23 protein-coding genes are annotated in these 24,956 nt (G+C 37.7%); 13 read left to right on the top strand and 10 right to left on the bottom strand.

Annotation, left to right across the window (positions count from 1 at the left end):
• Positions 1–378 precede the first annotated feature (378 nt).
• From J690_RS19230 to groL, 5 genes are all read left to right on the top strand, one after another.
• Positions 379–1,317: a diacylglycerol/lipid kinase family protein gene (locus J690_RS19230; RefSeq protein WP_032037606.1), complete on the top strand. Its 939-nt coding sequence runs from the start codon at positions 379–381 to the stop codon at positions 1,315–1,317.
• A complete protein-coding gene (locus J690_RS19225) occupies positions 1,298–2,056 on the top strand; it encodes a metallophosphoesterase family protein (protein ID WP_032037603.1) in 759 nt (252 codons plus the stop codon). The genes J690_RS19230 and J690_RS19225 overlap by 20 nt, the downstream gene beginning before the upstream one ends.
• Before the next feature lie 304 nt (positions 2,057–2,360).
• Positions 2,361–12,179, top strand: a complete 9,819-nt coding sequence (gene blp1, locus J690_RS19220; RefSeq protein WP_032037600.1) for a biofilm-associated Ig-like repeat protein Blp1 — start codon at positions 2,361–2,363, stop codon at positions 12,177–12,179.
• Positions 12,180–12,419: 240 nt separating this feature from the next.
• On the top strand, positions 12,420–12,710 hold the full coding sequence (locus tag J690_RS19215; protein WP_002120604.1) for a co-chaperone GroES: 291 nt from the start codon (positions 12,420–12,422) through the stop codon (positions 12,708–12,710).
• Positions 12,711–12,768: 58 nt separating this feature from the next.
• Positions 12,769–14,403, top strand: a complete 1,635-nt coding sequence (gene groL, locus J690_RS19210; protein WP_002120607.1) for a chaperonin GroEL — start codon at positions 12,769–12,771, stop codon at positions 14,401–14,403.
• Between the two features lie 139 nt (positions 14,404–14,542).
• On the opposite strand, the gene J690_RS19205 is transcribed toward groL, so the two are convergent.
• From J690_RS19205 to J690_RS19165, 10 genes are all read right to left on the bottom strand, one after another.
• On the bottom strand, positions 14,543–14,767 hold the full coding sequence (locus J690_RS19205; RefSeq protein ID WP_032037598.1) for a hypothetical protein: 225 nt from the start codon (positions 14,765–14,767) through the stop codon (positions 14,543–14,545).
• On the bottom strand, positions 14,768–15,496 hold the full coding sequence (locus J690_RS19200) for a hypothetical protein (RefSeq protein WP_032037596.1): 729 nt from the start codon (positions 15,494–15,496) through the stop codon (positions 14,768–14,770).
• On the bottom strand, positions 15,489–15,668 hold the full coding sequence (locus J690_RS19195; RefSeq protein ID WP_032037594.1) for a hypothetical protein: 180 nt from the start codon (positions 15,666–15,668) through the stop codon (positions 15,489–15,491). Before J690_RS19195 ends, J690_RS19200 begins: the two co-directional genes overlap by 8 nt.
• Positions 15,669–15,920, bottom strand: coding sequence for a hypothetical protein (locus tag J690_RS0104680; protein ID WP_032037592.1), 252 nt, complete (start codon positions 15,918–15,920; stop codon positions 15,669–15,671). It abuts the gene before it with no gap.
• Position 15,921: 1 nt separating this feature from the next.
• Complete coding sequence (locus J690_RS19190) at positions 15,922–16,848, bottom strand: hypothetical protein (protein WP_032037590.1); 927 nt, start codon at positions 16,846–16,848, stop codon at positions 15,922–15,924.
• Positions 16,845–17,948 (bottom strand): ATP-binding protein, encoded by a 1,104-nt coding sequence (locus tag J690_RS19185; RefSeq protein ID WP_032037588.1) that lies wholly within the window; start codon positions 17,946–17,948, stop codon positions 16,845–16,847. Before J690_RS19185 ends, J690_RS19190 begins: the two co-directional genes overlap by 4 nt.
• A gap of 11 nt (positions 17,949–17,959) precedes the next feature.
• Positions 17,960–18,283, bottom strand: a complete 324-nt coding sequence (locus J690_RS19180; protein WP_032037585.1) for a hypothetical protein — start codon at positions 18,281–18,283, stop codon at positions 17,960–17,962.
• A 2-nt stretch (positions 18,284–18,285) separates the two neighbouring features.
• Positions 18,286–18,567: a hypothetical protein gene (locus J690_RS19175; RefSeq protein WP_032037582.1), complete on the bottom strand. Its 282-nt coding sequence runs from the start codon at positions 18,565–18,567 to the stop codon at positions 18,286–18,288.
• The gene (locus J690_RS19170; protein WP_032037579.1) at positions 18,567–19,007 is read right to left on the bottom strand and encodes a hypothetical protein; all 441 of its coding nucleotides are present in this window, start codon (positions 19,005–19,007) and stop codon (positions 18,567–18,569) included. The genes J690_RS19175 and J690_RS19170 overlap by 1 nt, the downstream gene beginning before the upstream one ends.
• A 214-nt stretch (positions 19,008–19,221) precedes the next feature.
• On the bottom strand, positions 19,222–19,893 hold the full coding sequence (locus J690_RS19165; RefSeq protein ID WP_032037576.1) for an XRE family transcriptional regulator: 672 nt from the start codon (positions 19,891–19,893) through the stop codon (positions 19,222–19,224).
• A gap of 127 nt (positions 19,894–20,020) precedes the next feature.
• Here J690_RS19165 and J690_RS19160 point away from each other — a divergent pair, with 127 nt between their 5' ends.
• From J690_RS19160 to J690_RS19130, 8 genes are all read left to right on the top strand, one after another.
• Positions 20,021–20,242 (top strand): YdaS family helix-turn-helix protein, encoded by a 222-nt coding sequence (locus J690_RS19160; protein ID WP_032037573.1) that lies wholly within the window; start codon positions 20,021–20,023, stop codon positions 20,240–20,242.
• 66 nt (positions 20,243–20,308) lie between these two features.
• Entirely contained in the window at positions 20,309–20,809 is a 501-nt protein-coding gene (locus tag J690_RS19155; protein WP_032037570.1) for a phage regulatory CII family protein, read from the top strand.
• A gap of 49 nt (positions 20,810–20,858) precedes the next feature.
• Positions 20,859–21,146 (top strand): hypothetical protein, encoded by a 288-nt coding sequence (locus J690_RS19150; RefSeq protein WP_032037568.1) that lies wholly within the window; start codon positions 20,859–20,861, stop codon positions 21,144–21,146.
• Positions 21,143–22,696 (top strand): DNA cytosine methyltransferase, encoded by a 1,554-nt coding sequence (locus J690_RS19145; RefSeq protein WP_032037566.1) that lies wholly within the window; start codon positions 21,143–21,145, stop codon positions 22,694–22,696. The genes J690_RS19150 and J690_RS19145 overlap by 4 nt, the downstream gene beginning before the upstream one ends.
• Positions 22,693–23,643, top strand: a complete 951-nt coding sequence (locus J690_RS19140) for a YdaU family protein (RefSeq protein WP_032037564.1) — start codon at positions 22,693–22,695, stop codon at positions 23,641–23,643. The genes J690_RS19145 and J690_RS19140 overlap by 4 nt, the downstream gene beginning before the upstream one ends.
• Positions 23,636–24,385 (top strand): hypothetical protein, encoded by a 750-nt coding sequence (locus J690_RS19135; protein WP_032037561.1) that lies wholly within the window; start codon positions 23,636–23,638, stop codon positions 24,383–24,385. The genes J690_RS19140 and J690_RS19135 overlap by 8 nt, the downstream gene beginning before the upstream one ends.
• The gene (locus tag J690_RS24315; protein WP_032037559.1) at positions 24,382–24,504 is read left to right on the top strand and encodes a putative phage replication protein; all 123 of its coding nucleotides are present in this window, start codon (positions 24,382–24,384) and stop codon (positions 24,502–24,504) included. Before J690_RS19135 ends, J690_RS24315 begins: the two co-directional genes overlap by 4 nt.
• Complete coding sequence (locus tag J690_RS19130) at positions 24,497–24,955, top strand: hypothetical protein (RefSeq protein WP_032037557.1); 459 nt, start codon at positions 24,497–24,499, stop codon at positions 24,953–24,955. The genes J690_RS24315 and J690_RS19130 overlap by 8 nt, the downstream gene beginning before the upstream one ends.
• The last annotated feature ends 1 nt before the right edge of the window (position 24,956 follow it).

Raw genomic sequence — 24,956 nt, 5'->3', positions numbered from 1 at the left:
TCAAAATATGTACAACGTACAAGTCATTCATTGAGAGGTACAATGAAAGATCAAATAAAAAAGTGGCTGTATTAAAGCACAAAATCATAAAAAAAATAAGACTAAAGACTAAGAAATAGATATTTTACTTTTTTATATTTTTCTCATTTAAATCATTAACTTGTAGTTTTTTACAATATCTTATTCTCAATATTTTTATGTTGTATGTGTGTTATTTATATTATTTATTTCCTTAAAAATCAATATCTTGATTCTTATTTTTTTCTTGAGAATTATTATTGATTAAACAAATGATCTTCATTCAAAATTTACATAAAGAGACTTTTATTAGGCGTTTTTATATACAATATTCAGGACGAATCCCCTAAGATAATAAAAATGCGGACTTTAAAACCTCTCTCTATCATTTATAACCAAAAGTCGGGTTTTCATGCATCAAAACATGAAGATATGTATGAACAGTTAATGACTGTGTTCACCGAATTTGGTTTTGAAATACAAGTTTTTGAATTAGCGGAAGATGTTTCTTTTGATGATTTGATGAGTCAAGTGATACATCGGCATAGTCAAAATGCAAATTTAGGTGTTGTTGTTGCAGCGGGTGGGGATGGAACGTTAAATGCGGTAGCATCAAAACTTAGACATACTCATATTCCAATGGGAATATTACCTTTGGGAACTTTTAATTATGTCGCTAAAGTTTTAGATATTCCTTTGGATTTGTTAGAAGCTGCTGAAGTCATCGCTACAGGTACACCACGCTCTGTACATATTGCGACAATTAATGACCATGTTTATTTAAATAATGCAAGTTTAGGACTTTATCCATTATTTATAAAAAAACGTGAGCTTTATAATAAATACTTAGGACGTTTACCTTTGCATGCCTATACCTCAGCTCTGGATGTTTTATTAAGAGAAAATAAATCCATGAAACTTTCCGTCACAGTTGATGGCAAGAAATATCCATTCAAAACACCTCTAATTTTCTTTGGTAATAATCAGTTGCAGTTATGTGATATGAAATTAAGAATTGCCGAATGTGCAGCACAAGGTCGAGTCGCTGGAGTGGTCATTACGAAAAGTGATAGGCTTAGTTTATTAAACATGTTGTGGCAGTGGATTCAAGGCAAAGTAGAAGAGACACAAGATGTTTATAGTTTTTGTGCAGATCATGTGGTGGTAGATTGTGCAAAAAGATCAAAACTTACAGTAGCTTTAGATGGTGAAATATTAGAGATGAAAGCACCTTTAAATTTCTCTGTAGAAAAGAATGCTTTAAATATTATGGTGCCAAATGTTGTTACACCTGTCTGATCTGCATTTTGGAACAGAAGTTGAAGCATGTTTAGATGCAATCCGACTTTTTTGCACTCAACATAAACCTGAAGTTATTGTGGTGAGTGGTGATATTACTCAACGTGCCAGATATCAACAGTTTTATAAATGCCGTCAGTTTTTAGATAGCCTTAATATTCCTTATATTGTTGTGCCTGGTAATCACGATATTCCGTTGTACCATGTCTGGAACCGTTTTTTTTCACCATTTACTCGCTACCAATATTTTTTTGGCCAGCTTGAACCAACTTTAGAAACTGAACATTTTTATATTGTTGGGGTGAATAGTATTCGCCGTCGTTATCATACTCGTGGACATATTTCGATTGAGCAAATTCAAACTACATATGAGCGATTACAGCAAGGGCCACCGAATAAAATCAAATTAGTTGTTTTCCATCAACCTTTTTATACTCCACCTGATGATGAGCATGGTATTAAAGATTGTCCCGTATTAGGAAAAATAGCACTCGAAAAATGGAGTACAACAGGACTATTTGGAATGTTACATGGGCATTTACATAAAACTGCCGTATATGATTTAACGCAAATTTATCAGTTAAAAATAGATCATCCTATTTATGATATTCATGCAGGAACAGCAACTTCTAGCCGTTTACATTATCATGTTCCAAATAGTTTTAATGTCATTTCAAATGAAGGAAAAATTAATCATTATTGGTTTAATTACGATTTAAAGATTTTTCAATTAATTTAATTTATAAAAATTCTATAAGACATTTAACTTAAGAGTAGATTGATAAAATTTTATCCATTACAATGCCTAAGCTTTAAATTCTATATATGGGGAATAGGAAAACATTCTAAATGTTTTATCATTTTAAAAATAATATTAATGGGTACATAAAAAATTTTTAACTATATAAAAAGCCGCGATTTAAAGTAGCTACAATAAGGGTTTAGTGTTTTATGATAGTTAATAATATTTAATTAAAATGAGTATCTATTTATCTTAATATTTTAGAATAACTTAATAATATTTAAAATTTCATGGTGGAAAAATGGTACAAGTATCATTAATGGCAAATAATGCTTCAAAAAATAATACAGTTGATATTAATGTAGGCCAGACAAAAAATATTGTAGTAAATCCTAAAGAAGTCGCAAAAATCGATATAAATCCAGAAAAAATTTCTTCAATAACAAGAGAAGGAAACAGTGCAATTGTTCATCTAAAAGATGGAACTGAAATTGTTTTAGAAAACTATTTTATTAGTGAAAACCCGCAAATTCTTTTAAATGAAGGGCAGAGTTATTGGGCTGCTAATCTGGGAGAAGATGCTAGCGGACAGACCACTGTTAATTATTTAGAATTAAAAGATACGCCAAAGCTTATTGATAGTCCATCTTCTGTACCCCTCTGGTCGTGGGTAGTCAGCGCTTTAGCAGGAGCAGGAACAATTGCTTTATTGTCTCGGAACGATTCTAAAGATACGACGCCTCCTGAGCCAGGTACTTTGAATCTCAAAAATCTTTTGGATTCAGGGGCTTCTACAATCGACCAGATCACTCAAGATAAAAACTTCACTTTAAAGATTGAGGGACAGGAAAGTGGCAGCCGAGTAACATATTTGGTCTCTACCGATGAAGGAAAAACTTGGCAAGAGACAACGGTCGCTCAAAAAGATTTAACCGATGGTGTTTATCTCTACAAAGCTGTAGTAACGGACCGAGCGGAAAATACATCGGAAACTGCTATACAAAAAGTCGTTGTAGATACTACCGCACCACAAGTAGGTGAACTGACTTTATCTGATTTAAGTGATACAGGTGTTTCGGCAACTGATCAAATTACACAAGATAAAACTTTTAATTTAAAGATTAGTGGACAAGAAGTGAATAGCCAAATCACTTACTGGATATCGAAAGATGAAGGAAAGACATGGCAGGAAACGACAGTAAATCAAAAAGATTTGGCTAATGGTGTTTACCAATATAAAGCTATAATTACAGACGTTGCAGGCAATACATCAGAAACCGCTATACAAAAAGTCGTTGTAGATACTACCGCACCACAAGCAGGTGAACTGATTTTATCCGATTTGACTGATACAGGTGTTTCAGCAACCGATCAAATTACGCAAGATAAAGCTTTTGATTTAAAGATTAGCGGACAAGAAGTAAATAGCCAAATTACTTACTGGATATCGAAAGATGATGGAAAGAGTTGGCAGGAAACAACAATAGCTCAAAAAGATTTGGTCGATGGTGTTTATCAATATAAAGCTGTAGTAACCGACGTTGCAGGCAATACATCAGAAACCGCTATACAAAAAGTTGTTGTCGATACAACAGCACCACAAGCAGGTGAGCTAACTTTATCTGATTTAAGTGATACAGGTGTTTCGGCAACTGATCAAATTACACAAGATAAAACTTTTGATTTAAAGATTAGTGGACAAGAAGTCAATAGCCAAATCACTTACTGGATATCAAAAGATGAAGGAAAGACATGGCAGGAAACGACAGTAAATCAAAAAGATTTGGCTGATGGTGTTTACCAATATAAAGCTATAGTTACAGATATTGCAGGTAATACATCAGAAACCGCTATACAAAAAGTCGTTGTAGATACTACCGCACCACAAGCAGGTGAGCTAACTTTATCTGATTTGAGTGATACAGGTGTTTCAGCAACCGATCAAATTACGCAAGATAATAATTTTACTTTGAAGCTAGCTCAACCGATTGTAATTGGAGAACAAGCTGCTTTATTAGATCACTATGAAGTCTCTACCGATGAAGGAAAAACTTGGCAGGAGACAACAGCTGATCAAAAAAATTTAGCTGATGGAAGTTACCTCTATAAAGCTATAGTGACAGATCTTGCAGGCAACACATCAGAAACTGGTGTGGAAAAATTAATTATAGATAATTCTTTAAATATTGAATCAACTACAGTAACTGTAAAGCCGATTACTGAAGACAATACAATAAGCCTAGTTGAAAAAGATCAAGTTATTTCTATAAGACTGGAAGTAGATAATCTACCAACAGATTTAAATAGCTCACTGACATCAGTAAATACGACTTTAAACGATGTTGTTTATAACTTTCATTTTGATGAAGTTACCCAAGAGTGGGTTACTGAAATTCCAGCAGAGTTTTTGTGGTCAGAAGAATCGCAAACCAATATATCAATTGATATTAGTCTTACTGATCAAGCTGGCAATACAGCCATTATTAAACAGACCCAAAATTATAATGTAGATCATACTCCGAATTCGCCAACTCTAGATTCACTAACTTTCAATAATATAGATGGAGCTATCATTTCAGGTAGTGCATATAAAGGAAGTAAAGTTGATATATATAATAAAAATGGTGACTGGCTTGCAACTACAATAGCTAATGAGGAGGGTAAATTTACTTTACAAGACCTTTCTATTAGTACTAATCAAGAAATTTATGCGGTCGCTACTTATAATGGATACAGCAGTGAAAATTCGTCAATTAGCCTAGTTACTGAAGTTCCTGCTATTAGTATTACAAGAATTAGTCCAGAAGGTGTGATCACTGGTTATGCGACCGAAGGCAGTCATTTTATTGTAAAAGATCAGAATGGAAATATTCTACAAGAGTTTAACTCCATTGCATTTGAGAGTTCAGGTATTACGCCTTTTAGTGTAATGGCATTAGGTGAGGTCAGACCATTTACTTTGACCCTCAACCAACCTTTAGAAGAAGGTACTCAAATTATTATCTCTACAGATAAAGATAATATTTCAGGCCATCCACAATATATTACCGCAGACTATACTCCAGCAGTATTTTTAGAAACTCCACAATTTGATATTAGTGGTGAAACTTTATCAGTACATGTTAATGAGCCGAACAGCTTTATTCGTGCATTTTCTGGAGAGGGCAATTTAATTGCTACAGGTTTTACCGATGAACAAGGCTTTGCAAGTTTACAGGTATTCCAATTTTTAAAAGAAGGTGAGTCGGTTACCGTACAAGTAGTAGATAAAAATCAAAATACGAGTGAAGCCCTAATCGAAGTTCCAAACTTTGCTTATATTCCATATGTTGAACGTATTACACAAGAAGGCTTAATTTCTGGGTTTGCTGAAGATAATAGTACAGTAATCGTGCGTGATGCTGACGGTAATCAATTAGGAAAGGTTACATTAGGTGATGACAATAGTTGGAATGAATTTAGTCATTTTAGCTTGAGTGTAAACCGACCTTTAATTGATGGAGAGCAAATTTCCGTTCAAATTATTGATAATAAAGAGTTGATGAGTCCTGAGCAGAATATCATTGTAGATCTGACTCCTCCACCTGTTCCAACAGATTTAAATTTCAATGATGCTGGTGATTTAGTTTATGGCCATGCAGAACCTTTCTCTGAAATTTTAGTTAAAGATGGGCAAGGAAACATTCTTAATAAATGGTTCTGGAATAACTGGACTGATGAGAATGGAAGTTTTTCGATAGAACTAGGTATGTTTTTAACTAATGCTGAGGCGGTTTATGTCACGGCTACCGATGTGAATGGAAATGTAAGTTTAGCAGCGCAGATACAGGCGCCTAATTATGCTTTTGCCCCCCATGTAGATAGCTTTACTTCGGACGGAGTGATAAGTGGACAAGCTGAAAATAATAGTACTCTTATTGTTAAAGATGCCAAAGGTGAAGTCGTAGCTGAAATTAAAGTCGGTGAAGATAACGGTTGGAATGGACCAAGTTATTTTAAACTCCAGCTTGACCGCCCTCTTGTTGATGGTGAGCAGTTGTTCTTATCAATTAAGGATGCTCGTGGGCAAGTAAGCACCGATACTGTAATTACCGCTGATACGGTTGCTCCTACACCAGCCAGCAATTTAGTTTTCTCAGAAGATGGTTCATATCTTACAGGCGTAGCAGAACTGAATACTACGATTCAGGTTTTTGATCATAATGGTCAGCTCGTGAATATATGGGATAACACCATAAACTCGGATGGTACATTTACTATTTTCTTAGGTAGCAATAATTTACATGGAGAGGCATTCACGGTCACAGTTAAAGACCAAGCTGGAAATGTGAGTGAAGCTGTTTCAATAAATGCTCCACTTGATGATATTGCACCGGATCCAATTAAAAATATTTTACTTGATGCAAACGGTCAAAACTTTACAGCACAAGCAGAAGCAAATAGTCAGATTGAAGTTTTTGATTCATTAGGTAATCAGACGGGTTGGGGCTCTACAGATAGTGCTGGTAATGTCTCAGGCTTTTTCAATCAAATCTATTTACATGGTGAAGAGCTTACTTTTGTTGTCATAGATCGAGTTGGTAATCGCAGTGTCGAATTTAAGCAAAATGCTTTAATTGACACCATTGCACCAAATCCGATTGCAAATATCATCTTCAACGAAGATGGCCAAAGCTTTACAGCTCAGGCAGAAGCTGGAAGCTCTATTGAAATATTAGATCAGGCTGGAAATAAGATTACTACTAGTTATACCGATAGCTTAGGTAATGTATTTGGTTATTTCCCGCAAGTTTACTTACATGGTGAGGAACTTACTTTTGTTGTAGTTGACCGAGCGGGTAACCGTAGTGCAGAGGTCAAGCAGAGTGCTTTAACTGATGATATCGCACCAAATCCGATTGAAAATATTGTATTAGATATCAATGGACAGAGCTTTACAGCTCAGGCTGAAGCAAATAGTCAGATTGAAATTAAAAATACCAATGGTGACATTATTGGTTATGGATCAGCAGATAGCACAGGCAATATTTCTGGTTACTTGTATCAGGTCTATTTACATGGCGAAGAGCTTACTTTTGTTGTCGTTGACCGAGCGGGTAACCGTAGTACAGAAGTTAAGCAGAATGCTTTGATTGATGAGATTGCACCAAATCCGATTGAAAATATTGTACTCGACTCAAATGGTCAAAACTTTACGGCGCAAGCAGAAGCAAATACTCAAGTTGAAGTTAGAAATGCTGCAGGTGAGGTCATCGGTTCAGGTTATGTAGATGGTGCTGGTAATGTGTCAGGTTATTTATATCAAGTCTATTTACATGGAGAAGAACTCACTTTTGTTGTCGTTGACCGAGCGGGTAACCGTAGTGTAGAGATCAAGCAAAATGCTTTAACTGATGATATTGCACCAAATCCAATTGAAAATATTTTACTTGATGCGAACGGACAGAACTTTACAGCTCAGGCAGAAGCAAACACTCAAATTGAAGTCAAAAATGCTGCTAGTGAAGTCATAGGATCTGGTTCAACCGATAGCATGGGTAATGCTTCTGGTTACTTCTATCAGGTCTATTTACATGGAGAAGAACTCACTTTTGTTGTAATTGACAAAGCGGGGAACCGCAGTACAGACGTGAAGCAGAATGCCTTGATTGATGACATTGCTCCGAATGTGATTGAAAACATTATCTTTAATGAAAATGGTCAAAACTTTACAGCGCAAGCAGAAGCAAATAGCAAAGTTGAAGTTAAAAATGCTGTGGGTGAGCTTGTAGGTACTGGTTATGTAGATAGTGCTGGTAATGTCTCGGGTTACTTGAATCAAGTTTATTTAAAAGGTGAGGAACTCACTTTTGTTGTAATTGATCAAGCCGGTAATCGTAGCGTCGAAGTAAAACAAACAGCCTTTCTTGATAATACGGCACCAGAAAATGCGACTAATTTAGTATTTAGTGAAGATGGTTCATATCTAACTGGTATGGCAGAACCCAATGCTACGATTCAAATATTTGATCAGAATGGTCAATTGGTAAATCAGTGGAATAATAATGTTAATTGGGATGGAACATTTAACATCTCTTTATACAGTAACTACTTGCATGGCGAAGAGTTTAAGATAGTTGTAGTAGATCGGGCTGGTAATATGAGTGGTGGGGTTACTGTAAAAGCACCGCTTGATGATATTGCTCCCGCGGCTGCAAGTAATCTTACATTCAATGAAGATGGTTCGTCCCTTTCTGGTGTGGCTGAGCCAAATACCTTCATCCAGATATTTGATCAAAATGGTCAGCAGATGAATACGTGGGATTATAGTGTAAACGCTGATGGTACATTCACTATTTCTTTCGGTACTTACAATTTACATGGTGAAGAGTTCACAGTCACTGTTAAAGACCGAGCTGGAAATGTGAGTGAAGCTGTTTCAGTTAAGGCTCCATTTGATGATATTGCGCCAAATCCGATTAAAAATATTGTACTTGATACGAACGGTCAAAACTTTACAGCACAAGCGGAAGCAAATAGTCGGATAGAAATCACAAATGCTGCTGGTGAATCTATAGGATATGGTTATGCAGATAGCACTGGTAATGTGACAGGTTACTTCTATCAAGTGTATTTACAAGGAGAAGAATTAACGTTCGTTGTTATAGACCGAGTAGGTAACCGCAGTGTCGAACTTAAGTTAAATGCTTTGGTGGATACCATTACGCCAGATCCGATTGAAAACATCATCTTTGACGAAAATGGGCAAAATTTTACAGCACAAGCAGAAGCCAATAGTTTTATTGGTGTCAAAAATGCTGCGGGTGAGTTTGTCGGTTATGGTTATGCCGATAGCACTGGTAATGTGACAGGCTATTTCAATCAGGTTTATTTAAAAGGTGAGGAACTCACTTTTATCGTTATAGATAAAGCAGGTAATCAAAGTATTGAATTTAAGCAAAATGCTTTGATTGATGATATTGCACCAAATCCGATTGAAAACATTGTCTTAAATGAAAATGGTCAAAACTTCACAGCGCAAGCGGAAGCAGATAGTCGAATCGAAGTTAAAAATGCTGTTGGTGAGGTGGTAGGATCTGGTTCAACCGATAACATGGGTAATGTTTCTGGTTACTTCTATCAAGTGTATTTACATGGAGAGGAGCTTACTTTTGTTGTAGTTGATCGAGCTGGTAACCGCAGTACAGAGGTCAAACAGAATGCCTTAATTGATGATATCTCGCCAAATCCGATTGAAAATATTGTGCTCGACTCAAACGGTCAAAACTTTACTGCGCAAGCAGAAGTAAATACTCGGATTGAAGTCAAAAATGCTACGGGTGAGGTTGTAGGCTATGGTTATGTAGATAGTACTGGTAACGTGTCAGGTTATTTTAATCAAGTCTATTTACATGGAGAAGAGCTTATATTTGTTGTAATTGATCAAGCAAGTAACCGAAGTATTGAGGTTAAACATAATGCTTTAATTGATGATGTTGCACCATCAGCTGCTTCAAATATTACATTAACCTCTGACGGATTGCTTTTTGGTGAGGCTGAGCCAAATGCAACGATTGAAATTATTGATCAATATGGTGCAGTTATCACAACAACTGATGTTGGATATGGTGGGGTCTTTAATCAATGGATCAATTTGAGTCAATACCAGACACAAAATTTAAGTATCGTTGTCAAAGATAAAGCTGGTAACCGCAGTGAAGTTGTTCATGAAATAGTACCTTTATTTACCAACTCACCAATTGCTGCAACAGAGCTAAAATTGGATGTAAATGGCCATATTCTTACCGGTAAAGCTGCAGCAGGAATGACGATTGTTGTCACATCTACTGATGGTCAGATCATTAATGGAGAATGGAGCAGTATAGTTAATGAAAATGGTAGTTTTGCTATTAAGTTAAATAGCTATTATCTACATGGACAGACGTTACTAATTCGAGTTTATGACCAGAATACATATCAATACAGCCCAATCACTGAACTTATTGCGCCATTAGACAATATTGCTCCAGTGATTAATGAGGTAGCGATTAGTAACGACGGTCATGAGATAACTGGACATGCTGATTCAAAAGTAATTATTAAAGTAATAGATGCGGATGGAGATTTACGAGCAGAATTTCAAATGGAGGAAGCTGGATATTTCAATGTTGGTATGTATCCACCTGTATTACGTGGAGAGCAATTATTTATCACGGCAACGGATTTAGCTAAAAATATAAGTACGCCATTTAATTTTACTTTTACTGCAGATACTAATGCACCACCATCAGCAGATCATGTTGTTTTATCTGAAAATGGTTTCTTTATTGAGGGAACTGCTACACCAAATAGTGAGATGCATATTTTTGATGTGTATAGTAATTATATTGGCGGTGGTTCTGTAGATGAAACTGGATATTTTAATATCCAGTTATACTCACCTCAGGTGAATGGACAAACTTTACGTGTTGTTGTGGAACATAATGGGTATCAAAGCGCTTACACCGAAATTAAGGCACCCATAGACATCGTTGCGCCAAATGCAGCAACACAACTTGTATTGGAAGAAGGAAATATACTTTCTGGGGAGGCTGAAGCATATTCAACTGTTAATATTTTCGATGCTAATAATAATTTAGTTGGTCAGACTACTGTGGGAAGTAGTGGTACTTTCTGGGTGCAATTATGGTCACAATATTGGCATGGTGAAACATTGACAGTAAAAGTAGTTGATGCCAATCAAAATATAAGTGTGGGCTCAACGATTGTTGCTACGAATGATACAACAGTACCGAATGTAGCCACACAACTTGCCATAAATGGATTGGGAGAGCTCACGGGACATGCAGAAAGTAGAGCTATCCTTGAAGTTATATATCATTTTGCTGATCAAGAATCTTCTGTAACTTCTGTAATAAGTACGACGGTTATGGTTGATGGAACTTTCTCTGTTTATATGTATGAGAATGCAACATCATTTGATCTTACTGTTATTGATCGTGCTGGAAATCGTAGTGAAACTATCAATAAAGCAATTAGTGATTTAACTACAATCACTGTTGATCAGTTTAAAGGTGATTCTGCTGATAATACTTATATAGTTGATCATATAATTGATTTTATTCAAGAATATATTGTTGAGCCGTATGCAATATATAAAGACGTCTGGATTGATAATAGTTATACCCATGCAGAATGGGTCACTGAAGGTCATTACGAACAGATATGGTTTGTTGATGGTTATTATGATTCCCAATTGGTCACAAGTGGTTATTCAACTGTACAAAATGTTTATCAAAATCAGAATGGTATAACTTATATTGATAATGGCATGGCAGATAGCGATTATAGTCGATATGAACAACAATATTATGATTTTGCGAATGGACAATGGCAAGAAGGTTATGAATTGACCTATATACGTTCAGAAGAAGGCTGGGTTGATACTAGTCATTATGAAGACGTTTATGTTGATACAAGTCATTATGAAGATGTTTGGGTAGATACTAGCCACTATCAAGATGTTTTCGTAGAAAGCGGTTATTGGGAGAACCAACTTGTTGAATCAGGCTATCGAGATGTTGATTTTGGTGGACACGATAAAATAATTAGCTCTGTGAGTTATAGTCTGGTTGGATATTCTGATTGGTCGACAGGTCTAGAAAGTGGTCGTTATGTTGAAGACTTGGAGTTGGTTGGTTCTGCTCATCTAAATGCAACAGGCAATGCTTTAGATAATCTTTTAACAGGTAACTCTGGTAATAACGTTTTGAATGGGCGTGAAGGTAACGATACCTATATGACTAATGAAGGTACTGATTCCATACTGTTCCAATTGCTAAATAGCCAAGATGCGACTGGTGGGAATGGACATGATACGGTGTTAGATTTTACTTTAGGTGATGTAAGAACTGATACTCAAGCAGACAAAATCGATTTAAGTGAACTATTAATTGACTATTCTAAAGACGTGAGCACATTAGCGAAATTTATTACTGTAGAGCAAGATGCTGGAAACACGACTATTAGTCTTGACCGAGATGGTGAAGGTACAATGTTTAGTAGTGTTTCATTGATAACTTTAAATCAGGTAAATACAACATTAGATGAATTGTTAAATAACCAGCAACTCTTTGTTTAACATTAATATTTATCTTTATAAAAGAGGCTATGAAAATAGCCTCTTTTATTTTGTGCTTTAAATTTAATAAAAACTCTTCACAACTTGTTAAAAAATGACCAAAAAAGATAAGTTTTTTTTCATTTTCCCCTTGAAGCCTTTTTTTTCATCCCCACAAAAGTGACATCTAAATATTTTGTTATTGCTCTGGATTAAAGCAATAACGATTAATCAAAAAGACTTAGTCTGATGGAGTTAATTATGAGCAACATTCGTCCATTACATGATCGCGTTGTAATTCGTCGCGTAGAAGAAGAAACCAAAACTGCTGGTGGTATTTTGCTTCCAGGTTCTGCTGCTGAAAAACCATCTCAAGGTGAAGTAATTGCAGTAGGTAATGGTCAAATCACTGAGAATGGCGTACGTGCTTTGGATGTTAAAGTTGGTGACAAAGTATTGTTTGGTACTTATGCAGGTACAACAGTGAAAGTAAGTGGTGAAGAACTCTTAATCATGAAAGAGTCAGACATTTTAGCTGTGTTGGAAGGCTAATCAATCCATAACTCAATTCATTATCAGATTCAGTATTTAAAAAGATTCGGAGTTTAATATGTCAGCTAAAGATGTAAAATTTGGTGATTCAGCTCGCTCAAAAATGATTGCAGGCGTAAACGTACTTGCAGATGCGGTTAAAGTGACTTTAGGCCCTAAAGGTCGTAACGTAGTTATTGACCGTTCTTTCGGTGCTCCGCACATCACTAAAGACGGCGTAACTGTTGCTAAAGAAATTTCATTAAAAGACAAGTTTGAAAACATGGGTGCTCAACTTGTTCGTGAAGTTTCTAGCAAAACTAACGACATCGCTGGTGACGGTACGACAACTGCAACTGTACTTGCTCAAGCAATTTTAAATGAAGGGATCAAATCTGTAACTGCAGGTATGAACCCAATGGATTTAAAACGTGGTATTGATATCGCAGTAAAAACTGTAGTTGAAAATATCCGTTCAAATGCAAAACCTGCTGATGATTTTAAAGCGATTGAACAAGTTGGTTCTATCTCTGCTAACTCTGACACTACTGTTGGTAAACTTATCGCTCAAGCGATGGAAAAAGTAGGTAAAGAAGGGGTAATTACTGTAGAAGAAGGTTCTGGCTTCGAAGACGCTTTAGACGTTGTAGAAGGTATGCAGTTTGACCGCGGTTATATCTCTCCGTACTTCGCAAACAAGCAAGATACTTTAACTGCAGAACTTGAAAACCCATTCATCCTTCTTGTTGACAAGAAAATCAGCAACATCCGTGAATTGATTTCTGTTTTAGAAGCAGTTGCAAAAACTGGTAAACCACTTCTTATCATCGCTGAAGATGTTGAAGGTGAAGCGCTTGCTACACTTGTAGTAAACAACATGCGCGGTATTATCAAAGTATGTGCTGTTAAAGCTCCTGGTTTCGGTGACCGTCGTAAAGCAATGCTTCAAGATATCGCAATCTTGACTGGCGCAACTGTTATTTCTGAAGAAGTTGGTATGTCTTTAGAGCAAGCAACTCTTCAAGATTTAGGTACTGCGCACAAAATCACTGTTTCTAAAGAAAACACAGTTATCGTTGATGGTGCTGGTGATGCTGCTGGTATTGCTGAGCGTGTTCAACAAATCCGTGCTCAAATCGAAGAATCTACTTCAGAATATGACCGTGAAAAATTACAAGAACGCGTTGCTAAATTAGCAGGCGGTGTTGCTGTAATTAAAATCGGTGCAGCGACTGAAGTTGAAATGAAAGAGAAAAAAGACCGTGTAGACGACGCACTTCATGCAACTCGTGCAGCAGTTGAAGAAGGTGTTGTTGCTGGTGGTGGTGTTGCTCTAGTACGTGCGGTTAATGCATTAGATGGCTTAAAAGGCGCTAATGAAGATCAAACAGCAGGTATCAACATTTTACGCCGTGCGATCGAAGCTCCACTTCGTCAAATCGTTGCAAACGCTGGTGATGAGCCATCTGTAGTGATCAATGCAGTTAAAGGTGGTGAAGGTAATTTTGGTTACAACGCTGCAACTGGTGAATATGGCGATATGTTAGAAATGGGTATTCTTGACCCAGCTAAAGTAACTCGTTCTGCTCTTGAGCATGCAGCTTCTGTTGCTGGCTTAATGTTAACTACAGAATGTATGATTACTGACATTCCTGAAGATAAACCAGCTGTTCCAGATATGGGCGGTATGGGTGGTATGGGCGGCATGATGTAAACCGCTCAATTTTAAGTTAAGTGGTTGTAATATAGTGTTTAATTATTAATTTAAAGGATATTTACTCACAGTATTACTCACATTTAATTTAGCCATAAAGAAAAAGGTCGCTCATTGCGACCTTTTTCTTTAACTGATTTCATGCTCTCAGTTCCTGAATTTCATTTTCATCTGAACCTTGTCGAATGCAGCTAAGAACATAACTATTTAACCAAAAGTTTTTACGACCATCTTTAGTTGGGGGCTTAATTCTTCCGTCCTTAATTCGTTCGTAGATCTCTCTTTCTGTAAGGTTCATGCGAAGGGCAAACTCAGCAGTTGAAACCCTGCGTTCTGTATTGGTTAAATCAATTGCAACTCCCATTTACTTCTTTGCCTCCATACTTTGTGATTTAGGATTTGCCCACCAAAGAATAGGGCCATCTTCTGAATCAAACACTGCAATTAAAAAGAGTCCTTGTTGAGGTGGTTCGGGATTCCAGTTGGGCCAAACTACTGCATCTTCTGGAATATTCGGAATATCGTCGTAATCTAATAACTGAGTTTCAATTGAAACTCTAAGATTCACCTGAAGTTGTGCCCACTGTTCTCTTGTATAGGCTTCTGCTCCTTCTTCAATGGTGTCAAACAATTCAATATCTGGATGAAACCAATTGAAAAGGTTTTCAGGTGGTTCTATTGGCTGGATCTGATATTTAAAACCCGTCTCACTAGATCCATAAAATAGTTTCGCCTCATCAAAGTTTCTAGTAATCAAAGGGGCAGATCCTTTCTTGTAGCAATTCACAATTTCATCAAATTTAAAAACACGTTCAGCTGTCTTTAAATCAAAGCATTGATACATTGCTTGGCTAAACCAGCTTTCTACATAAAATAGTTTTTTAATATGATCCTTACGGGTGCCGTGCCATTTCTGGACTTTGATCACATCATCGAAAATTTCTAAGAAAAAGTTATTGCCTTCTTTTTCATGCATCTTTCTATAACGTTCAACAGCTCGCTCTGCTATCTCTTTTGAGGCTGCTGGGGTTTGTCTAAAAGGGCTGTAACCTTCAGGTCGCATTGCAACAGCCCACAATGTTGATTTACTCATTGTTGTGCTCCAAACAGTAGGTGACAGCTTGTTCTAAGGTTTCAAATTCTTTTTCAACATCATTGTCGAGAAACGCCGTCCACTCTTCATTGCCGAAACATTTAGAGATAAGAACCTTTCCTATCCAAACGTCATCACCATCAAATTCCACACCACCTTCAGCTTTAATCATTCACGCCACCATCTCTGCATATTCTTCTTTAGTCCACTCAACAAACTCTTTATAAAGCTGCTGAGCGGGTTTATTTAAACGGTTGTTGTAGTCTATTGTTATGCGGCGCCAAGCTACTGGTACGGCATAATGTTTCGTTAAAAGCATTGCTTGGTTTAACCCTTGCCGGACTATTACAAAGCCCAGCAAGTGCAAGTAGTTCGTAAAACCAAGTAAGTGCTTGTTATTCACTTTCTTGAACTGATCTTTCATCTTAGAAACCGTCTCCTAATAAATAATCAGGGTCAGATTCTTGAGGTGCTGTAGATATAGGATTCTCTAATTCAGAGCGGCGTTTTCTCACATACCCCATTAACTTCGGTTGAATCTGTGGATCTCGTGCAGCCACATCAATTTCCAAAGCATCTAAAGTTGTAAGGTCCGGTGCAGTTTGGATCTGAACCATTAGAGAAGGCGGTTCACTCTCTACAGGCTTTTCATCTGCAAGCTCAGTCAAACGCTTGTGAGTAGCTTTTAGCAAAGGATCCATTTGTTTATCAGACCAAGTGCGGGTGTATCGATAAACAGCGTTTACTTCTGCTGGTGTTTTTGACTCTTTTACACGCTGTAGAAGCGTCTCAAGTGTCTTTTTATATTCCGTATCTTCGGTTTCTTCTTTAACAACAGGTTCAGTTATTGGTGTTTTTTCTGAATTATTTGTTGTTGATGTTTTCACATTTGAAGATTCAACTACACTTTCGGTAATTGCTTCATCTTCATCAGTTGGCTTATTCAGAAGTTTCAGCATATCTTCATCAAACTCACCACCACTGACTTTGATAATCGCGCAGCAATGAGCAAATGCATTATCAAAACTTGAGTGAACTTGACCATGCTGGAGCATGCGCAATTGTCCTTTAGAACCATTCCACTTAAACTGCTGCACACCTAATTCAACAGTTGGGCTTGGATAAGAGCAAGTAGAACCTTTTTCTGGCGCTTCTTTTAATGGCTCTGGCACTTCAAACTCACCAATAAAAATAGTTCTTGGCTTAATTTGAAATTCAAATTTATCAAATACATCAAAACCAAAATCATAAGGGTTAAAAAGTTCCCAGCCATTACGCTCTGTATTATTTACTAAGAGTAATTCACCATTGGCCCAAGCAAGTTTTGCTTCGATTTTATTAAGTATTTTCATGCTGTCATCCCCGTTTTAGCCAATGTTTCAATGTCTTGTTTAACTGCCATTAGTTTTGCTGCTTCAATTTGTGTCAGAGCATCAATGCCAAAATGTTCACATACTGTTTTTACATCGAGGCCGCGTTCAGCAATAAAGGTTTGAAGCTCATCGCGTTGTTCTGCTGAAATCTCAACAAAGTTATTTGCCGCCTGTGTCTGGTTTTGGCTCAATTGATTTTCATGCTCACGAGCAGTTTGTTCATTTTTGCGAATGATGTTTAAGAGCTGATTTTTTGTTTCTTCAAACTTTTGTTGTTGAAGATCCATCAAGCTATTTAACTTGCGCTTTAAGCAGTAATTCTCTATGTTGATCCCAGCGCGCTGCATAAGATCTTCAATTTCTAAAAATTGATTACCGTCAATAGTTGCATCGGCAGATCCAGAAAGAAGCCACTCGCGTAGACAAACGCCAGTACCTTCATTAATCATCATCGGTTCAGTGAAAATATGAGTTCGGTCTTTAGTGGCATTTGCAAAATGATCAGCATTTAAGTCAAGCACCGTAGTGAACTCATATTCGATACCATCGCGTTGTTCAGACTTCATCCCAACCTTTTCAACCTTCTTTTTGCCGTTAGTTTCGGTTTGGATCGTATCCATCTTGCTGCGTAGAGTTACGATGATGTGAATACTTGAATGAAGAATCGCATCAATAAATTTGCGATGACGTGGGGTGACTTCGCTCCAAGCGGCCCAGCTATTACCTTTAAATTTTCCTTTGGTTAGGGTGTCTACAATTTCCAAACACCCACCAGTACCAGACCACTCATGAGTAATACTGTCCAAAATTAAAATATCAAAACCAGCTTGCTCAGCTGCTTTGATTGCAGCTGTAAATTTTTCTGGTGTATAAGGCGGTGTTAGGTTTGCAGCGTAGAAGTCATAACGATCTGCATAAAGCGATGCGCTACTGTCTTCTGTATCAACAACGGCAATTCGACCACCAATTCCAGCAGCAAGTTTTAGAGCACTTTCTGTTTTCCCTGAGCCAGTAGGACCGGATAACGCAAGTCTTAATTTAGCTTGCTTGCGTTCAGCTTTTTGGAAAAATACATTCATTTTTATTATCCTTATCTAGAGCCAGTGAAGCCGCGCGAACGCTTATAGTTTTTACGGTCAGGTGAAGGGATGTGTGAGCCGCCTAGATCTTTAGCTAGTTGCTTAGATCGCTGAAATCGGATTTCTTGGGTGAGTACTTCCCAAACGTTCGGATATTCCTTTTGGAACTTTGCTACATCTAAAGGCGTCTTTGCTCCTTTAATGATTTTGTAGAGCACAGTGCCATTAGCGTTTGACACAAATACTTGCCAACCAATGCGAACAGAGTAAATGCCTGTGTTGTCACGACCTAAATAGGACTTATAACCGTCAGGATGCTTTTTGAAGTTAGTCATGATTAAGCCTCCTTACATTCACATGTGCCAACAAAGGCATAGGTAAGTGGACTAGGTGCATTAGATGGTGAAACATCCTTAATATTTAAAGGAATAATTTCTTTTCGATATTTAACTAAAACAACATCACCTTCTCGGCATTCAACAACCCCTTCTCTTGAAGAGAAACGAGCAGACTTAGACGTTTGGGATACTTTGCAAAATGAAACTTCATCACCTGCTTTGATTTCTGAACGATCAACAGGAATCATCTTCTTGCAAGTAGGGCAGTTATAATTTTTCATTAGGCTGCCTCCAACCATTTATTACGGTCGATGTAGCCAACCAATAAAATATTTATATTTTTATGGTCATCGTGATTGGTGAAGTCATTCCAAGGCTTGCCTCGTAGATCCGTTACTGACTCTATAGCCAAGTTAGTAATTTCAGCTGCTGTAAAGTCAGATCCGGCTACACCGTAGCTATCAGGAACGCCTTCATAATCAAAAGTGACATTTAACTTAAAGCCGTCAATGCGTATTACGCCTTCGCCTGAATGTTCACCAGTTTTTTTAGCAGCTAAAAGTTCATATTCAGAAGCAACTACTTGTTTGCTTTCATAAGAATAATTAGAAGGAACGCTAGAATTAGCGCTTTTATATTCACAAGATCCAAGGGCTACAAGAACAGCAATTGCTGTAACGCCTGTTACCTTATGCTTGTGTGGAATTACTTTTGCATTCATAATGATCTCGCAGTTTGCAAAGCACATCAGATTTAGCGGTCGGTGTGCTTTTTTGTTGTCTACGAGATAAATATAGTTTTATCTATTATTGGTGTCAATAGGTATAACTATAAAATGATAGGTGTAAATTTCCAAATTGATAGGTAAATCTATAAATAAAAAGCCCACCATATAGGTGGGCAAATGTATAAAAATGTTTCTATAGGTGAATTTATTAACCAGCTCGCCAAAATTGACGGCCCATTACCTTAAAGTTTTTACCATTTTCTTCGGTTACTTTTCTGTCTCTAAACTTTTCGTTAAGGCTATGAAGGATAAGAGACCCATCAGCTTCTTTAAATATTTGCTTCAACATTCCTTCACCCGCGAAGTAAACAGCATATATTTCACCATCAATAACTTCTGTTTGAGAAATATCAATACCGACCAGATCTCCATCTTTGATGTAATCCATCATGCTATCGCCTTTAGCTTTGATGATTCGCATGCAATCTTCAGTGACACGTTTTTCTTTAAAAAATGAAGGTGGGAAAGGGATTGCTCCATTGATTGCATCAAAATGAAATTCAATAGATTCACCTGGTCCACATGAAAAATTAGCTTCCACTACGTCTATCCAAATGTAATTGTCTCTTCCTTTGTGAGCCACTGTAGGTTTTACAAAATCATCTTCAGAAAAACCATCTTCAGTTTTTCCAGTTGTTAGCCAATACGCATCTACACCTAAGTAGTTTGCAATCAGTGGAAGGAAAGCAGACTTCAAGCTCTTACCGCTTTCTAAGGCTTGATATGTGGGTTGTTTAATACCAACTGCTTCAGCTACTTCATACTGACTTTTACCAGCTTTAGTACGAGCTTCTTTGAGTCGAGTTGCCAAATCAGACATAACAAAAACCTTAATTTGTTTGGAATTGAATTTTATAGGCTCAACTATAAAACTTCAAAAAGGTATACCTATTGACATGTGATAGTTATAACTATAAATTAGCTATCAATATAGGAGCCTGATAGTTATGAAAAGCAAACTTATCGCACTCTACGAAAAACTTGTTGACCACTTGGGCGGGCAAACAAAAACAGCTTTAGTTCTTCTAGTCTCTCAGCCATCTGTAAATGCATGGGTAAAAGGTAAAAACCTAATGTCCCCAATCGTAGCTAAGCGTGCAGAACGGGTAACGAATGGAATTTTTAAAGCCGCAGAACTTTGTCCCTCTCTTAAAGAGTTCGATGAGTAACCTGTGAACTAATTCTCACTATTCGACATCTGTGCGTATACGTGAAATTTAAATAAGGATTCACATATGAGTGAAATTAATTTGAGCCAAGAGGCTAAAACAGCAATTTATAAGATGATTCATCAATCTCAGGGAATCACTCCTCAATCGATTGCGAATGTATTAGGAGACTCGTACAAGAGCGTTCTTAATTATGCAAATCCAAATATGGAAACTCACTATCCAAGTATAAAAAAGCTTGAAGCGATGATTCAGTTTACCCGTAACCCTGCATTAGTTAAGGCGTGGGCGCACATGCTTGGATTTGTATTAGTTCCAGCAAATCAAGCCGATGAAAAAGCACATGAAGTAAGCATTGTTGAAACGTTGCTGCATATAAACATAAACAATGGCCAAGCTAATCAGCAGGTCCATAAGGTTTTAGAGGATGGGGTAGTAACACCAGCGGAATTAGCAGATACCGAAGAAATCTTAGAAGAAATGGAAAACCATATTCGTCAACTTCGTGAAGCACTGAAATCAGAAGCCGCAACTTATATTTCAAAGGTAAAGAAAGAAAAAGCCTGATCTGGTCCATCAGGCTAGTCAATTCAATTACTTGCTAGAGGAATCGAATATGCAAACTAATCTATCAAATCAACAGCAAATAATCCAGAGCTGGTTTGAACCGGCTCTCCACACACTTAAAGCATTAATCAAAAAGTGTGAAGAGAACCTAGAGCGCATCAAAGCTGATACTAAAAATGCAGCTGTAAAGCGAGATGACTTTAAAGAAACTTTAGTCCGTCAACATCGTATTACGTACAACCATGCTGAGGAAATTATCAAAAGCCTTGGTCGTGCTGGGCGTATTCGCTACTTAGGTAGTACTTACATTCAGATAAAAGAAGGCGGTGAAGCATGAATACATTTGTTGATGCTGCTCGTTCTTTTAGAACTCAATTCGACTTAAATTTTTCTGAAAAAATCATCGTAGATTTCTTTGCAGGCGGTGGTGGTGCAAGCACTGGTTTAGAGATGGGGTTAAACAGGCCTGTTTATGTTGCTGTAAACCATAATCCAAAAGCAATTTCTATGCATGAGGCTAATCATCCCCATGCAAAGCATTATGTTCAAGATGTATTTGCAGTAGATCCGATTGATATTTGTGATGATCATCAAGTCGGTTGGTTTCATGCAAGCCCAGACTGCACACATCATTCGCAAGCTGCTGGCGGACAACCACGTAAAAAAGAAATACGTGACCTTTCTTGGGTAGTTCTTAAGTTTGCAGGCAAAGTTAAACCTGATGTGATTAGCTTAGAAAATGTTAAGCAGATCTTAGGATGGGGACCTTTAATTGCAAAACGAGATAAAGCAACAGGTAGAGTGATTACGCTCGATAAAATTGAAGTTAATGGCAAAAAGGTAAATCGAATTGCTGAACCAGGTGAACAAGTTCCTCGGCACAATCAATTCTTAGTACCGAACCCAAAAAAGAAAGGGAGAACTTGGAAACACTTTGTCCGTAGTCTTGAACAACTTGGTTATGAAGTTGAGTGGCAAAAAAATATTATTGCTGCTGACTTCGGAGCGCCAACAAAACGTGAGCGGTTATTTCTCGTTGCTCGCTGTGATGGGCAACCAATAGTATGGCCAGAAAAATACTTCTCAAAAAAACCTAAGGGCAATTTAAAAAAATGGCGCCCTACAGCTGAATGTGTTGATTTTTCAGATTTAGGAAATTCAATTTTTAATAGGCCGCAAGGTCCTCTAGCTGATGCAACTCTAAAACGCATAGCTAAGGGTATTCAAAAATATGTTATTGAAACTAAAGAGCCATTTTTTGTTAATTCTGCCACACCTTTTATTGGCCGTGATTTCCGCACAAGTTTTGGTCATGACATACGTGAACCATTAGCAACAACTACAGCAGGTTATGGCGGACATAGTTCTTTAATAAGTCCAATCCTTGTTCCGTTTATTACAGAGTTTGCTAACGCATCTCAACAGCGAAATTGGTCAATTGATGAGCCTCTATCAACCATATGTGCACAAGTGAAAGGTGGGCATCATGGATTAGTTACTGCCAAGTTGAGCAAAGATAACTATAAGGGCGCTCTTCGTGTAGCTGCATTTTTAATTAACTACTACGGCAATGGAGACGCAAGGAGTATCACTGAGCCAATGGATACGATCACTACTAAAGATCGTTTAGCCCTAGTTACTGTTTGGATCAAAGGTGAACCTTGGGCAATTGTTGATATCTGTATACGCATGCTTAAACCACGTGAACTTTTTAGAGCGCAGGGGTTTCCAGATTCATACGTAATTGAATACGGGAGCGATGGAAAGCCTCTATCTAAAAAAGATCAAGTCTTTATGGTTGGTAACTCCGTTTCTCCATATCCAATGGCTGCTATCGCCAGAGCAAATAATCCATTTATTACGCAACAAATTAAGGGGGCCGCATGAATTATTACCAACACCATATTGGTGACTTTAACAATGCGACTCGCCACCTCAGTTTAATTGAGCGTGCGATTTACCGCGACTTATTAGACATGTATTACGACACGGAAAAGGCGATTGATGCATCAAGCATTGATCGTCTAGCACGTCGTTTGCAATGTACTACCGAAGAGCAAAAAGAAGCTCTCAAATATGTACTTGATGAGTTTTTCATTCTTGAAGAAGGTGTTTATCGCAATAATCGTTGTGAACGAGAAATTGCTGAATACCACGGGAAAAAGAAACAAGCGAGTGAGGCTGGTAAAGCGTCTGCTGCAAAACGTGCAGCGAAAAAGAAAGGTTTGTCCAACAGTGGTTCATCAAAAGATGATCAATCGTCTAACGAAAATTCAACGGTCGTTGAAAATCCGTTAAACGAAGAACAAACGGGCGTGCAACCAACCAATAACCATAAACCATTAACCATTAACCAAGAACCAATTATTGATAGTAGTGGTAATACGCGTGGAGAAAATTCGCAATTAACTCCAATTCAATTTGCTCAGTATCAGATCGATGACCACAAGCGTTACTCAATGCGTGAATTCATTTCTGAATACAGCGAGTTTCAATACGATTTCATTTCACTTGCTCAACAAAGATTTGTTTCGGTACCTGAAATCGACTTGAGAACTATGATTCAAAACTTCGGTGACTGGTACTTTGCAAACGAATCAAGTTCGTTGAATACACCAAGCATCTGGTTGGTTAAGTGGTTCTCTTGGGTTCAAAACAACGAGAAACAAGTGGCTGCTAACCGCAAGAAACAAGAGCAAATCAATTCAGCTGGTCAAAAACCACAAGAGTCGGGTTACTTCGCCAATCTTTTTGAGGAACAAAGCGAATCTCAAATTGTGGATGTAACCCCGGCAAAAAAGTTTCCAATGATTGAGGAGGTAGGTCATGCATGAGATTACCTTGAACGAAGTGCGTCAATTAATCGCATCTCTTCGCACTGTTTACGCTGCTCAGTTTAATAAACAATTTCCAACAAGTGGAGAGAATGCAATACCGCTGTCAGTAGTTGAACAGATCGCACTTAAAACATTTGTGGGCGTTCAACAAAATCAATTTAACAACGCTCTTGCTCGTTTATTAACAGCAGGTGGACGTTTTATGCCGTCATTTGCAGAGTTTCGCACCTGGTGTATCGGTGAAAGTTGGATGTCTCCAGAGGAAGCTTGGTCACGTGCATGTAAGTTTACGACTGACCGAACTGTAGTTATTACCCAAATTACAAAGTATGCATTAGACGAAGTGATGTATTTGATTGAAGCCGGCCAAATGCGAGCAGCTCAAGATAATTTCTTCGGAACCTACAACGTGATGGTGGCTAAAGCGCAGTTAAAGGGCCGTCAGCAAGAGTTTTACACACCGCCGTTACAACTAGAGCATAAAGAACCTGAACACACTCCAGTAAGCAATGACGAAGCGCAAAAGCATCTCAAATCTTTAATGGAGCGGTTAAAGATTAATGGCCGTAAACCAGCGCCAGTTCAAAAACTTAAAGCTAAGGAAAAAGAGCCAGAATTTAATCAAGAGCTAGGTCCAGATCCTTTTGATAATCCACACGAATATGCAGAGATGTGCCGCCGTGAAGGGATGCCAATTCCTCGAAATATTCAGCAGTTAATCGATGGGGTGAATGTATGAATAAATTCGAGATTTTAGCGTGGGGGTTACTCATTTCATTTTTTACAGCAGCAATTTGCGGTGCGGTGGTTTTGTGGTGGTTGGCGAGAAAAGAGGGGGAGGAAGTAAATAATGGGTAAAGTTTTAATTGGGGTTGATACAGGAGTACATACAGGCTTCGCTGTAGCCTTAGATCAAGGTAATGGTGGAGTGCTTCAAGATGTAAGCTCGCTCACTATTACCCAAGCTATGAGCAAAGTTTTAGAACTTGTAAGCGACCACGGTAAAGAAAATCTCATGTTGTTTATTGAAGATGCGCGTTTGCGTACTTGGTTTGGTAATGCCGATGCACGACAAGCCCGTAGTGGTGCAGGTGTGCGTGAGGGGATTGGATCGGTAAAACGTGATGCTCAGATTTGGGAAGATTGGTGTAAAGAGCAGGGACTGAAATATCAGATGATTCATCCAGCTGCAAACAAAACCAAAACTGATGCGAAATATTTTTTAAAACTAACAGGGTGGACGAAACGCACAAATGAGCATGCACGTGATGCGGCAATGCTTGTATTTGGGCGATTTGCAAAGTTTTGAA

It is taken from the genome of Acinetobacter sp. 742879, from assembly GCF_000588535.1.
GTDB lineage: Bacteria > Pseudomonadota > Gammaproteobacteria > Pseudomonadales > Moraxellaceae > Acinetobacter > Acinetobacter pittii.
This window is presented reverse-complemented; position numbering and strand designations above follow the sequence as displayed.

Coding starts and splice junctions, on each gene's coding strand:
- J690_RS19230 (WP_032037606.1), top strand. CDS start 379: ATGCGGACTTTAAAACCTCTCTCTATCATTTATAACCAAAAGTCGGGT.
- J690_RS19225 (WP_032037603.1), top strand. CDS start 1,298: ATGTTGTTACACCTGTCTGATCTGCATTTTGGAACAGAAGTTGAAGCA.
- blp1 (WP_032037600.1), top strand. CDS start 2,361: ATGGTACAAGTATCATTAATGGCAAATAATGCTTCAAAAAATAATACA.
- J690_RS19215 (WP_002120604.1), top strand. CDS start 12,420: ATGAGCAACATTCGTCCATTACATGATCGCGTTGTAATTCGTCGCGTA.
- groL (WP_002120607.1), top strand. CDS start 12,769: ATGTCAGCTAAAGATGTAAAATTTGGTGATTCAGCTCGCTCAAAAATG.
- J690_RS19205 (WP_032037598.1), bottom strand. CDS start 14,767: ATGGGAGTTGCAATTGATTTAACCAATACAGAACGCAGGGTTTCAACT.
- J690_RS19200 (WP_032037596.1), bottom strand. CDS start 15,496: ATGAGTAAATCAACATTGTGGGCTGTTGCAATGCGACCTGAAGGTTAC.
- J690_RS19195 (WP_032037594.1), bottom strand. CDS start 15,668: ATGATTAAAGCTGAAGGTGGTGTGGAATTTGATGGTGATGACGTTTGG.
- J690_RS0104680 (WP_032037592.1), bottom strand. CDS start 15,920: ATGAAAGATCAGTTCAAGAAAGTGAATAACAAGCACTTACTTGGTTTT.
- J690_RS19190 (WP_032037590.1), bottom strand. CDS start 16,848: ATGAAAATACTTAATAAAATCGAAGCAAAACTTGCTTGGGCCAATGGT.
- J690_RS19185 (WP_032037588.1), bottom strand. CDS start 17,948: ATGAATGTATTTTTCCAAAAAGCTGAACGCAAGCAAGCTAAATTAAGA.
- J690_RS19180 (WP_032037585.1), bottom strand. CDS start 18,283: ATGACTAACTTCAAAAAGCATCCTGACGGTTATAAGTCCTATTTAGGT.
- J690_RS19175 (WP_032037582.1), bottom strand. CDS start 18,567: ATGAAAAATTATAACTGCCCTACTTGCAAGAAGATGATTCCTGTTGAT.
- J690_RS19170 (WP_032037579.1), bottom strand. CDS start 19,007: ATGAATGCAAAAGTAATTCCACACAAGCATAAGGTAACAGGCGTTACA.
- J690_RS19165 (WP_032037576.1), bottom strand. CDS start 19,893: ATGTCTGATTTGGCAACTCGACTCAAAGAAGCTCGTACTAAAGCTGGT.
- J690_RS19160 (WP_032037573.1), top strand. CDS start 20,021: ATGAAAAGCAAACTTATCGCACTCTACGAAAAACTTGTTGACCACTTG.
- J690_RS19155 (WP_032037570.1), top strand. CDS start 20,309: ATGAGTGAAATTAATTTGAGCCAAGAGGCTAAAACAGCAATTTATAAG.
- J690_RS19150 (WP_032037568.1), top strand. CDS start 20,859: ATGCAAACTAATCTATCAAATCAACAGCAAATAATCCAGAGCTGGTTT.
- J690_RS19145 (WP_032037566.1), top strand. CDS start 21,143: ATGAATACATTTGTTGATGCTGCTCGTTCTTTTAGAACTCAATTCGAC.
- J690_RS19140 (WP_032037564.1), top strand. CDS start 22,693: ATGAATTATTACCAACACCATATTGGTGACTTTAACAATGCGACTCGC.
- J690_RS19135 (WP_032037561.1), top strand. CDS start 23,636: ATGCATGAGATTACCTTGAACGAAGTGCGTCAATTAATCGCATCTCTT.
- J690_RS24315 (WP_032037559.1), top strand. CDS start 24,382: ATGAATAAATTCGAGATTTTAGCGTGGGGGTTACTCATTTCATTTTTT.
- J690_RS19130 (WP_032037557.1), top strand. CDS start 24,497: ATGGGTAAAGTTTTAATTGGGGTTGATACAGGAGTACATACAGGCTTC.